The sequence below is a fragment of the Amycolatopsis sp. NPDC003731 genome (genome assembly GCF_053586895.1).
On record NZ_JBSFNC010000101.1, the window covers coordinates 22,347 to 33,539 of the forward strand.

8 protein-coding genes are annotated in these 11,193 nt (G+C 73.5%); 3 read left to right on the forward strand and 5 right to left on the reverse strand.

Translation table 11 applies throughout. The features are described from left to right. Positions 1 to 9 precede the first annotated feature (9 nt). Genes ACWDN5_RS32445 through ACWDN5_RS32460 form a run of 4 tightly spaced genes read right to left on the reverse strand, consistent with a single transcriptional unit; the run spans position 10 to position 4,365 of the window. Positions 10 to 2,244 carry an FtsX-like permease family protein gene (locus ACWDN5_RS32445; protein ID WP_449678940.1) on the reverse strand — a complete coding sequence of 745 codons (2,235 nt, stop codon included), beginning with the start codon at positions 2,242 to 2,244 and terminating at the stop codon, positions 10 to 12. Next, positions 2,241 to 2,921 (reverse strand): ABC transporter ATP-binding protein, encoded by a 681-nt coding sequence (locus ACWDN5_RS32450; protein ID WP_449678941.1) that lies wholly within the window; start codon positions 2,919 to 2,921, stop codon positions 2,241 to 2,243. The genes ACWDN5_RS32445 and ACWDN5_RS32450 overlap by 4 nt, the downstream gene beginning before the upstream one ends. Continuing rightward, on the reverse strand, positions 2,918 to 3,439 hold the full coding sequence (locus tag ACWDN5_RS32455; RefSeq protein WP_310969988.1) for a PadR family transcriptional regulator: 522 nt from the start codon (positions 3,437 to 3,439) through the stop codon (positions 2,918 to 2,920). Before ACWDN5_RS32455 ends, ACWDN5_RS32450 begins: the two co-directional genes overlap by 4 nt. Before the next feature lie 47 nt (positions 3,440 to 3,486). After that, positions 3,487 to 4,365: an NmrA family NAD(P)-binding protein gene (locus ACWDN5_RS32460; RefSeq protein ID WP_449678942.1), complete on the reverse strand. Its 879-nt coding sequence runs from the start codon at positions 4,363 to 4,365 to the stop codon at positions 3,487 to 3,489. 219 nt (positions 4,366 to 4,584) lie between these two features. On the opposite strand from ACWDN5_RS32460, the gene ACWDN5_RS32465 reads away from it, so the two are divergent. Beyond that, positions 4,585 to 6,879, forward strand: a complete 2,295-nt coding sequence (locus tag ACWDN5_RS32465) for a PQQ-dependent sugar dehydrogenase (RefSeq protein ID WP_449678943.1) — start codon at positions 4,585 to 4,587, stop codon at positions 6,877 to 6,879. Positions 6,880 to 6,910: 31 nt separating this feature from the next. On the opposite strand, the gene ACWDN5_RS32470 is transcribed toward ACWDN5_RS32465, so the two are convergent. Further along, a complete protein-coding gene (locus ACWDN5_RS32470; protein WP_449678944.1) occupies positions 6,911 to 8,230 on the reverse strand; it encodes a sigma-70 family RNA polymerase sigma factor in 1,320 nt (439 codons plus the stop codon). Between the two features lie 323 nt (positions 8,231 to 8,553). Between ACWDN5_RS32470 and ACWDN5_RS32475 the strand changes: the two genes are divergently transcribed. Further along, positions 8,554 to 9,951 carry an alpha/beta hydrolase domain-containing protein gene (locus ACWDN5_RS32475; protein WP_449678945.1) on the forward strand — a complete coding sequence of 466 codons (1,398 nt, stop codon included), beginning with the start codon at positions 8,554 to 8,556 and terminating at the stop codon, positions 9,949 to 9,951. A gap of 155 nt (positions 9,952 to 10,106) precedes the next feature. After that, the gene (surE, locus tag ACWDN5_RS32480; RefSeq protein ID WP_449678946.1) at positions 10,107 to 11,075 is read left to right on the forward strand and encodes a 5'/3'-nucleotidase SurE; all 969 of its coding nucleotides are present in this window, start codon (positions 10,107 to 10,109) and stop codon (positions 11,073 to 11,075) included. Positions 11,076 to 11,193 lie beyond the last annotated feature (118 nt).

Consider the following 11,193-nt stretch of genomic DNA (forward strand, 5'->3'; position numbering starts at 1 on the left):
ACCGCCGCCTCACTCCTCCCGCAGGTGCTCCAGGCTCGACGTCCGCCACAGCGCCGGCAACGTCACCGCGGTCACGGCCGGCACCGCCGCGGCCGCGGTCAGCGTGAGCAGCACGGTGGTCGCCACGTCGACCACCATCGGGCGGTGGACGACCAGCGTGAGCAGCAGCCAATCGAGGCCGAGCCCGGCGAGCACGGCGACGACCACCGCCACCGCCACCGGGATCGCCAGCTGCCACAACAACGACCGGGCGAGCACCCCGCGCCCGACACCGCCCGCCCTCAGCGCGGCGAGGCTGCGCCGGCGTTCCCGCAGCTGCTCCGCCGCGGCGATCAGCAGGCCGGCCGCCGCGAGCAGCAGCACCACGAGCGAGCCCACCGACAGCACCCGGGTGATCAGCGCGTAGGTGCCGTCCCGTTCGGTGCCCAGCGAGCTGACGACGCCGTTCCAGCCCGCGGCGTTGCGCACCTGCTCCACCAGATCCGGCCCGGCGGCCGGGATCCGCGCGGTCGAGCTCAGCCCGACGCTCGTCGCCGTGCGCAGGGCCGCCGTCGTGACGAGCAGGGCCGGCGCCTCGCCGGCGCCGCCGGTGACGTGGTAGCCCGCCGGCACCGTCCACTGTGGAGGCGCCGCGGGGTCGGTCTGCCGTGCGTCGTAGAACCACAGCCGGTCCCCGGGTGCGGGCCGGTAGTCCCCGGCCGCCGCGGTGCCCGTCGCGTAGACGTCACCGTCGCGGCAGTCGGCGACCTCGAGCTCGGCGCACGAGCCCACGACGGCGGAGACCTTCCGGCCCGCGGCGTCGTACAGGATGGCGCGGGTCTGCACGGGGATGCCGCCCAGCCCGGGCAGGGCGTGGAGCGCGGTGGCGAAGGCCGGGACGTCGGCGAGCGTGGTGGCGAAGGCGGTCGCCAGCACCCGGACGTCCCGGTCCACCGGCCGGTCGCTTTCGGCACGGGCGTAGACGCCTTGCAGCGCAATGGATCCCGCCAGCACCACCGCGATCCCGCTGACCAGGCGCGCGGCCGTCGCGCTGTCCAGCTGGAGCCGCCGCACGGCCAGCAGCCAGGCGGGCGAACCGCCGCCGAGCATGCCCGCGACGCGTTCGACCAGCCACGGCAGCACCAGGGGCACGGCTACGAGGACGAGCACCACCCCGCCGACCACCAGCGGGTCCCGGGTGTCTTCGGTGCCCGGCTTGCCGGCCAGCAAGGCCCCGCCGGCCACCAGGGGCACGAGGCGCCACCAGAGCTTCCGCCGCAGCCGCGTCCCGCGCCGCACCACCCCGAGCGGCTCGATGACGACCCCCCGCAGCGCGAAGACGGCCGTCGCGCACGCCAGCAGCGGCAGCGCCAGCAAGGCCGGGAGGCCCAGGCGCCAGTCGGGCACGACGTCGGCGGCGAAGATCCCGCCGCGGAAGGCGGACACCGTGATCCGCGGGACGAGCGCCCGCACGACCAGGAAGAGGCCCGCTCCGGCCGCGAGCCCGGCCAGCGAGGCGAGCAGGGCCTCCCCGGCGGCGATCCGGCGCACCTGGCCGCGGTCCGCGCCGACCAGGCGCAGCGCGGCCAGGCGCCGGTCGCGGGACGCGGCGGCGAGCCGGGTGCTCGTGACGACGAAGACGAACACCGGCACCAGGCACGTCGTCGCGCCCAGCACGACCAGCAGCAGCTCGATCGGTTCGAGGGCGCGCCGCTGGGTCAGGCGGCCGAACTCGCTGACCGTCACGGCTTGCGGCTGCCGGACGACGGTGTCGGAACCGAGGTAGAAGTACAGCTCGTTCGGCCCGGTCAGCCCGTCGTCGCCGATGGTGCCGACCACCCGCTGCGGGAACCGCGGGCGGAGCAGTTCCCCCGCCGGTGACCGCAGCAGGTCCAGCAGGGCTGGGGACAGCACCGCCTCGCCGGGCCCCGGCAGCCGGTCGACGCCGGGCACCGCGGGCGGGTGCGGCCCGGTCGGCTGCACCAGGAAGCCCTGGATCCCGCGCCCGCGGAACTCGTCGCTGCGGCCGACGACGTGAACGGCGTCGACCCCGGGGACGGCCCCGGCGAGCGGCGTGCGCTCGGCGGACCGCTCGCCGCGAGCGGTGAGCATCTGCGGCAGCGACGTCGCGGTGAGCAGGACGGCGACGCCGAGGCCGACGCCGACGGTGATCAGGGTGAGCCGCACCAGCGCGGTCCGGGCCCCGCCGCCGCCGATCGCCAGCCGCACGCCGAGGAGCAGATCGGCCACCCAGCGCCGGATCACCGGGTCACCTCGAGCTGCCGCGTCCGGCCGTCGCGCACGACCACCTCGCGGTCGGAGTACGCCGCGACGCGCGCTTCGTGCGTCACCAGGACGACCGCGGTGTCCCGTTCGCGGGCGACCGTGGTCAGCAGCCGCATCACCTGCTCGCCGTTGAGCGAGTCCAGCGCACCGGTCGGCTCGTCGGCGAAGACGACCCGCGGCGCGGTCACCAGCGCACGGGCCACCGCGACCCGCTGCCCCTGCCCGCCGGACACCTCCCCCGGCCGTTTCCCGGCGACACCGGACAGGTCGAGTTCGGCCAGCATCGCCCGCGCCCGCTGCACGGCCGCGCGGCCGCGGTCGCCGTTCAGCCGCAGGGGCAGGGCCACGTTCTCCAGGCAGGTGAGCTCCGGGACGAGCTGCCCGAACTGGAAGACGAACCCGAATTCGGTGCGGCGCAACGCCGAGCGCGCCCGGTCGGAGATGGTGGCCAGGTCCGCGCCGAGGTAGCGGACGGTCCCGGCGTCCGGCCGGACGATCCCGGCCAGGCAGTGCAGGAGTGTCGACTTGCCGGCCCCCGACGGGCCCATCAGGGCGACGATCTCCCCCGCGCGCACCTGCAGGCTCGCCCCGGAGAGGGCCTCGGTGGGGCCGAACGCCTTGCGGACGTCGGCGGCCTCCAGCAGCAGCTCGCTCATCGGATCGCCTCCGCCAGCCGGTCGAGCCGGGCGGCGGTGAGTTCGAGCCACCGGAGGTCGGCCTCCAGGTGGAACAGCGCGTGGTCGCAGACGAGCTGGTCGACGAGGTCGCCGCCGGTCTTGCGGCGGGTGAGCGCACGCATGGCGTCGAGGTGGGCGGCCCGCTGGACGTCGAGGACGTCCGCGGCGGGCCGCCCGGACAGCAGTGCGAGCACCACCTTGGTGTAGAGCGTGTTGTGCAGGTAGGCATCGGGCTTTTCGGGCGTGGCCAGCCACCCGGCGACGTCGGCGACCCCGGCGTCGGTGATGGCGTACCGCTTCCGTTCGGGACCGCCGTCCACCTCGACGCCGTCGGCCTCGACGAGCCCCTGCTTCAGCAGCCGCGCCAGCGTCGAATAGACCTGGCCGTAGTGCACCTGGCGGTCATGCCCGAAGCGGTCGTCGTAGGCGCGTTTCAGGTCGTAACCGTGCCGGGGGCCGTTTTCCAGCAACCCGAGCAGGGTGAGTCCGATCGACATGACGGCGACTGTACACGGTGTGTATAGCCGGAGTTTATACACCCGGTTTATAGCTCGAGTGCCTCGGCGAGGACGGTCCGGAGCGGGGTGGCCGGGCGGCCGAGGAGGGCTTCGAGGTCCGGCCCGGCCGTGGCGAACTCACCACGACGAGCCGCCCGGAACATCCCCAGCAGCAACTCCGCCCGCTCCGCCGGAACGCCGTGCCCGACCAACCCGGCCGCCCAGACGTCATCGGACACCACGACCCGCCGGACGGAACGCCCGGTCAGCTCGGTCAGCAGCGCAGCGACATCCTCGAGATCCAACGCCACCGAGGCGGTCAGCGGCGGCGTCGGGCCGTCGAACCGCCCTTCCTCCGCAAGGATGATCGCCGCGGCTTCGGCCAGGTCGGCGTGCGCCGTCCAGGAAACCGGGCCGTCGGCCGGTGCCGCCAGCTCGCCGGTCTCCAACGCCCCACCCAGCAGCAACGGCACCGTGCTCGCGTAGAAACCGTTGCGGAGAGCGGTGAACGGCGCCCCTGCGAGGCGGCCCTCCGTCGTGGCGTGGTCGGCCATGGGCGCGAACCGCGAATCGGCCGCCGCGGCCTGGTGGCTCGTGTACAGAACCCGCTTCGCCCCCGCCGCGCGTGCGGCTTCGACCGCCGCGACGTGGTGCGCCACCGCTTCGGCGCCCGTTTCGTCCGTCGACACGACGAGGACCTGGGTCGCCCCCTCGAACGCGTCGGCGAGCGATTCCGGATCGGCGAAATCACCGCGCCGGACCCGGACACCCCGCGCGGCGAGCTCCGCGGCCCGGCGGGGATCGCGGACGCTGACCCCGATCTCGGCGGCCGGCACCCGCTCGAGCAGGCAGTCGGCGATGCGCGACCCGAGCCGGCCGGTGCCCCCGGTGATGACGATCATGGCGTGCCCCTTCTCGACGTTCACACTGATACTAACCACGTTAGCATCAGTGATATCAACAGTGAGTTACCACTGGAATCGGACGGGTGTCCCGCAGGTTGAGGCGGCGGTAAGTCGTTGACCCTTAACGGGATTGAGCTGTTCGTGCGTTTTTCTTGCGTCGGCGTAACAACTTTCGGACGCCGGGCGCCATACCGGACGGCGTTCGCGCCAGTCCGGTCCCCGCCGCAGGAGGAGTTCGTGATGGGTCCACGTCGTTTCCTGGTTTCGCGAAGATCAAGACGCGCACTGGCCGCGGGGGTGGTCGTGCCGCTCGCGGTGGCGCTCGCCGTCGCGGCACCCGCCGCCGCGGCCGTGCCCGCCGGCTTCACCGACACGCTCGCCATCGGCGGCCTCAGCTCGCCGACCGCCGCCGCCTTCGCCCCCGACGGGCGGGTGTTCGTCGCGGAGAAGAGCGGGCTGGTCAAGGTGTTCGACAACCTGGCCGATCCGACCGCGACCGTGTTCGCCGACCTGCGCACCCCGACCCAGGACTTCTGGGACCGCGGCCTGCTCGGGCTCGCGGTCGACCCGGCCTTCCCGGCCCGGCCGTACGTCTACGTCTCCTACACCCTCGACGCCCTCCCGGGCGGCACCGCGCCGAAGTGGGGCGACACCTGCCCGACACCGCCGGGTGCGACCGACGCCGGCTGCGTCGTGACCGGCCGCGTCTCCCAGCTCACGATGGGCCCGGGCGGGACGGCGGTCAGCGAGAAACCGCTGGTCACCGGCTGGTGCCAGCAGTACCCGAGCCACTCGGTCGGCGCGCTCGCCTTCGGCCCGGACGGCGCCCTGTACGCGGGCGGCGGCGACGGCGCCAGCTTCAACTTCGCCGACTACGGCCAGGTCGGGAACCCCTGCGCCGACCCGCCTTCACCGGCCGGTACGAACCTCAGCCCACCGTCGGCCGAAGGCGGCGCGCTGCGGTCGCAGTCCCCGCGCCGCGCCGCCGGGCAGCCGGTGCTGCTCAACGGCGCGCTGCTGCGGATCGACCCCGACACCGGGGACGGCCTGCCCGGCAACCCGTTCGCGAGCAGTTCCGACGCCAACGCCCGGCGCGTCATCGCCTACGGCTCGCGCAACCAGTTCCGGTTCGGGTTCCGGCCCGGCACCGGCGAGCTGTGGGCCGGTGACGTCGGCTGGAACACCTGGGAAGAGATCAACCGCGTCGCGAACGCCGGCGACGCCGTGGCCGAGAACTTCGGCTGGCCCTGCTTCGAAGGCACCGGCCGCCAAGCCGGTTACGACGGCGCGAACCTCGACCGCTGCGAATCGCTGTACTCGGCGGGCGGCCAGACCGCGCCGTTCTACGCCTACAACCACAGCGCCAAGGTGGTGGCCACCGACCCGTGTCCCACCGGCGGCTCCTCGATCAGCGGGATCGCCTTCGAATCGGGCAGCAACTACCCGGCCGAGTACGCCGGCGCGCTGTTCTTCGCCGATTCATCCCGCGGCTGCATCTGGGCGATGCAGACGGCCTCCGGCCAGCCGAGCCCCAGCAAGCTCGTACCGTTCGTGACCGGCGTCAACACGCCGGTGCAGGTGCTCACCGGTCCCGGCGGTGACCTCTTCTACGTCGCGCTGGGCGCCGGGGAACTGCGCCGGGTGAGCTACGCGGGCAGCGGCAACCGGCCGCCGGTCGCCGCGGCCACCGCGACGCCGTCCAGCGGCCCGGCACCGCTGACCGTCCAGTTCGACGGCACCGGCTCCACCGATCCGGACGCCGGCGACACGCTGTCCTACGCGTGGGACCTCGACGCGGACGGCGCCTACGACGACTCCGCGGCCCCGAAGCCCACCTGGACCTACACCACCGCGGCGGCGGTCGACGCCGGCCTGCGGGTGACCGACTCCCACGGCGCTTCGGCGACCACGACGGTCCGGGTGACCGTCGGGACCCCGGCCGGGCTCGACCCGGTGCCGGTCATCGACACCCCGGCCACCACGCTGAACTGGTCGGTGGGCCAGACGGTGCCGTTCTCCGGCCGCGCCGTCGACGCCCAGGACGGCGAGCTGCCACCTTCGGCGCTGTCCTGGCGGCTGGCCATCCGGCACTGCGCGGCCAACGGCACCTGCCACACCCACAACGTCCAGGACTTCCCGGGCGTCGCGGCGGGGTCGTTCGTCGCGCCGGACCACGAGTACCCGTCGTACCTGCAGCTGACGCTGACCGCGACGGACTCCACCGGCCGGACCGGGTCCAAGACGATCGACCTGCAGCCGAAGACGGTGACGCTGAACTTCACCTCGAGCCCGAGCCAGGCGATGCTCACCGTCGGCGGGACCCAGCAGCGGACGCCGTTCTCCCGGACGGTGATCGCCGGATCGACCAACTCGATCAGCGCGAACAGCCCGCAGAACCTGCCGCCGCTGAACATGAAGTACGCCTTCACCGGCTGGGCGCACGGCGGGGCGCGGACGCAGAACGTCGTCGCGCCGGCGACGGGCGCCACCTACCAGGCGAACTACCGGCTCTGCTGGCTGCTGCAACCCTGCTGAGCGGGATGACCCGGCGCCGCGCGGCGCCGGGTCATTCCCCGGGGTTCTTCGTCTTCTCGGCCTTCCTCGACTCTTTCGCGGACGACTTCGCGGCCTTCGACGACTCCTTGGCCGCCTTCTTGGACTCCTTCGCGGCCGGATCGTTCCCGAGGCCGTTGCCGTTGTTCCCGGTGCCGTTCCCGTTGTTGCCGTTGCCGTTCCCGGTGCCCGTCACGGCCGGGGCCCCGGAGTCCGCGGCCCCCGCCGACTCGCCCGCCGGTTGCGCGCCGGTCGGCTGCACGTCCGTGGCGCCGGGCACCGTCCCCGCGGCCTCCGACGTCGGCGCGACACCGCCGGGCGGGAGTCCGGCGCGGGAACCGGCCTGCGGCCCGGTCGGCACGGGCTGGGTCGTCGTGCCCTCGCCGCCGGACAGCGGCGGCGGAGCTTCGCTGGACGTGCTCGCGCCGATCGTCACCGTCGTGACCAGCGCCGCGCCCGCGGCCGCCACCTTCGCCGCCGTCGCCCACGACAGGACGGAAACGCCGGTTCCGGCGGCGCCGGACCCGGTCGCCGTCGCGGTGAGCCAGTGCGTCGCGACCGGGATGCCCAGGATGAGCGGGGCGACGGAGGCCGGCAGTTCCTCGTTGAGCTCCCGGAGGCCGGTGGCCAGGCTCCGGCAGTCGGCACAGCGGTCGAGGTGGGCGGCGATCCGGTGCGCCTTGTGGTCGGAGATGCCGTCGCGCACGAACTTGGCCAGCTGCGCGGAGACGTTCTTGCAGGTGCGCCGCCGCGCTTCGGGGACGTGCTGGTCCAGGTAGGCCTGGCGCAGGCCCTCCCGGGCGCGGTAGGCCAGCGCCGCTACTCCGTTCGGGGTCATCCCGAGGTCTTCCGCGATCCGCGCGGGCGATTCCCCGACGATCTCGGTCCGCCACAGCACCGTCCGCCACCGCTCGGGCAGGCTCGCGAACGCGTCCGCGGCGACGTTGGCGTGCATCCGGTCGCCGACCGGCTCGTCACTCCCTGCGCTCGGCGTCACATCCGGAACCTCGGCCACCACCGAGACGGCGGCGTCGCGGCGACGCCAGCTGATCATCGTGTTCCGGATGGTCGTCAGCAGGTACGGCCGGAAATCCTCGTCCGGGCCTTCGCCGGAACGCAGAATCCGTAGTACGCGGGTGAATCCTTCGGCGACCAGGTCGTCCCGCTCCGCCGGGTCGGCCGCGATCGCGGCCGCCACCCGCCGGGCGGCGGGGAGGTGCCGGTCATAGAGCTCGCCGTAGGCCGCGATGTCGCCACCGCGGACCGCTGCGATCAAAGCCGCGTCGCCAGGGACGTCCGTCGTCCCGGCCACCGCCGGCGCCACTTCGGTCACCACACCCCCTCGCCGTGCGGATGCACGTGCAGAACGTCCCGAGATAGTCGCGCAACGAGCGACCCCTGCGCAAGGTTGCGGCGCCGAAAGGACATTCTGTGAATTCGCTTTCCGCCGAGTGCCGGGCCCGTCGAGTTGTCACATCCCTGAGCGATCCCGGGTGGATTCCCCCCGATTCGCGGACCGGACGTTGCCCCCGGCCATTACCGGCGGGTAAAGACAACGGCGGTGACCGGGCCGGTCGCCGCCTCACTGTCCGATGTGGACGGTTCGGGGAGCCGGGAGCCGCTTCGCGGGCCGTCGCCCACCAGAAGGGTTTACCCATGCGCAGAGCCCTGCTCGTGCTGCTGACCGTGCTCCTGCCGTCCTCGGTGCTTCCCGGGGTCGCCCAAGCCGGACCGTCCGCCGCCGCGCCCACCGTGACGGCGGTGCCCGCGAACGCCGGGCGGGGCTGGCCGGTGAGCGGCGCCCACGGCGTCCTCGACCTCGCCGCCCGCGGGTACGTCGAAGAGGAGTACCTGCTGTCCGGCCAGGCCGACACGTTCGACCAGGTGGGACTGTGGACCGAAGCCGGCCGCTGGGCCACGCGCGTGGCCTCGACCGGCACCCCGTACACGACCCGGATGGTCGTCGTGCGGCCGCGCGACGCCGCCCGGTTCACCGGCACGGTCGTGGTCGAATGGCTCAACGTCAGCTTCGGCGTCGACATCCCGGTGGACTTCTCGCAGTCCTACGAGCACTTCATCCGCGAGGGCTACGCCTACGTCGGCGTGACGACCCAGAAAGCCGGTGCCGACAAGCTCAAGAGCCTCGACCCCGCCCGGTACGCCGCGGTGGACCTCGGCGGGGACGCGCTGTCCTACGATGTCTTTGCGCAGGCCGCACAGGCGGTCCGGGCGAACCCGCAGCTGCTGGGCGGGCGGACGCCGACCGTCGTGCTGGGCTCCGGACACTCGCAGTCCGCGCTCCGGCTGACCACCTTCGCCAACGCGATCCAGCCGGTGCGGCGCAGCTACCAGGGCTTCCTGATCCACGGCCGGGCCGCGCTCGCGGCCCCGATCGGCGACGGCGTCGTCGGGCCGCTGTCGGCGAAGATCCGCACCGATCTCGGCGTCCCGGTGTTCGTCCTGCAGTCGGAGACCGACGTCATCGCGTCCGCCTCGGTCCGGCAGGACGCCGCGCAGGTGCGGACCTGGGAGGTGGCCGGCACCGCCCACGCCGACCAGTACGGGCTGGACCTGTACAACGCGGCCAACGCCCGGGACGGGTCCATCAACGGCGGCGCCCCGACGACGTGCGACAAGCCGGTCAACAGCATGACCTTCCGGTATGCGGAAAACGCGGCGTTCCGCTACCTGGACCGCTGGGCCCGCGGCGGCGCGGCCCCGCCCACGGCGGCGCCGATTTCGATGCTGCTCAACCTGATCATCCTGCGCGACGGCGACCAGAACGCCCTCGGCGGCGTCCGGCTGCCCGACCTGGACGTCCCGGTGGCGTCCTACTCCCCCGACAACAGTGGCGGCAACGTGCCCGGCGCGTGCCTGTTGCTGGGCACAACCACACCGCTGACGCCGGACCGGATCCGGCGGCTGTACCCGGACCACGCCACCTACGTCGCCAGGTTCACCGCGGCGGCCGACCGGGCCCTGCGCGCGGGCTACCTGCTGCAACCCGACCGCGACGAGGCCGTGGCCCGGGCCCAGGCGGCCCCGGTGCCGTAACCGTCCACAAAGGAGTGTCAACCGCGAGCCCGTCCCGGTCCGGGGCGGGCTCGCCGGCGAAACCGCCGAAACACCCCCTCGCCACCGCTGTTCTCGCTACCCTGGCCCCGCCGATTCCGAACGATTGAGTTTTCCGAACGAATGAGGAGGTGGCGATGCGGTTCAAGGCTTTGCGCGTCGCGGTCGCGGCGGTGGTTGCCCTGTCGCTGGCCGTGCCCGCCCAAGCCAGCCCGCGGCCCGATCAACCGGTTTCGCTGGGGGGCAAGAAGGTTCTGCTGGTCAACGACGACTCGGTGCAGGCGGCGAAGCCCGACGGGTCGGACGGGCGGGGCATCTACGTGCTCCGGCAGGCGCTGTGCCGGGCCGGAGCCGACGTGGCGATCGTCGGCCCGTGGGCGGTCCAGGGCGGCAAGGGCCGGTCCACGGCGGTGTCGTTCACGTCGTCCGTCGCGCCGCCGGCGGTGCCGGCGGAGTTCGCCGCGGACTGCGCGGGCGCGCCGGGGCACGGGCTCGTGCTGGGGGCGTGCCAGGGCGCCACCCCGTGCGGCCCGGGCAGCGCGTCCCTCACCCCGGCGGACGTGACCGAGCTGGCGCTGACCGGCATCCTGCCGCAGCGGCTCGGCTGGACGAGCGGGCCGGACCTGGTCCTTTCCGGGATCAACGCGGGCCAGAACACCGGCATCCCGATCAGCATGTCCGGCACGGTCGGCGCCGCTTCGGTGGCGATCGAGCGGGGTCTGCCGGCGCTGGCGGTCAGCGCGGGTTCGGGCGCCACGCCCCCGTCGACGGAGACATACCGGGCCGCGGCCGACGTCACCCTCAGCCTGCTGGCGTCGCCCCGGACGTGGAAGTTCGTGCAGGACATGGCCCTGGTCAACGTCAACCAGCCGGACGTGGCGCCGGGCGCGGGAGCGTCGCCGGTGCGCTGGACGAAGGTCAGCCGGGTCGCTTCGGGCTGGGTGAAGTACGTCCCGGCGGCGGACGGGACGTACCAGCTGTCGTACGACGTGGTGCCGTCGCCGGCGTACGAGGCCGACAGTGACGCGAAGGCCCTGCTCGACGGGTACGTGAGCGTGTCGCTGGTCGCGGTGGACCGCGACTACCTCGGCCGGCTGCACGGCTGAGCTCGTTCCGGAGGGCGCGCCGCGGGCCGCGGCGCGCCCCGGCCCGTCACTGAAAACAGTTACACCACACACCCCCGCAGACAAAACCACCCCACACAAACGAAAAGAACAACACATA

Excerpts from the sequence above, each read along its gene's own strand:
- ACWDN5_RS32450 (WP_449678941.1), bottom strand. The coding sequence starts at position 2,921 with ATGAGCGAGCTGCTGCTGGAGGCCGCCGACGTCCGCAAGGCGTTCGGC.
- ACWDN5_RS32455 (WP_310969988.1), bottom strand. The coding sequence starts at position 3,439 with ATGTCGATCGGACTCACCCTGCTCGGGTTGCTGGAAAACGGCCCCCGG.
- ACWDN5_RS32465 (WP_449678943.1), top strand. The coding sequence starts at position 4,585 with ATGGGTCCACGTCGTTTCCTGGTTTCGCGAAGATCAAGACGCGCACTG.
- surE (WP_449678946.1), top strand. The coding sequence starts at position 10,107 with ATGCGGTTCAAGGCTTTGCGCGTCGCGGTCGCGGCGGTGGTTGCCCTG.
- ACWDN5_RS32475 (WP_449678945.1), top strand. The coding sequence starts at position 8,554 with ATGCGCAGAGCCCTGCTCGTGCTGCTGACCGTGCTCCTGCCGTCCTCG.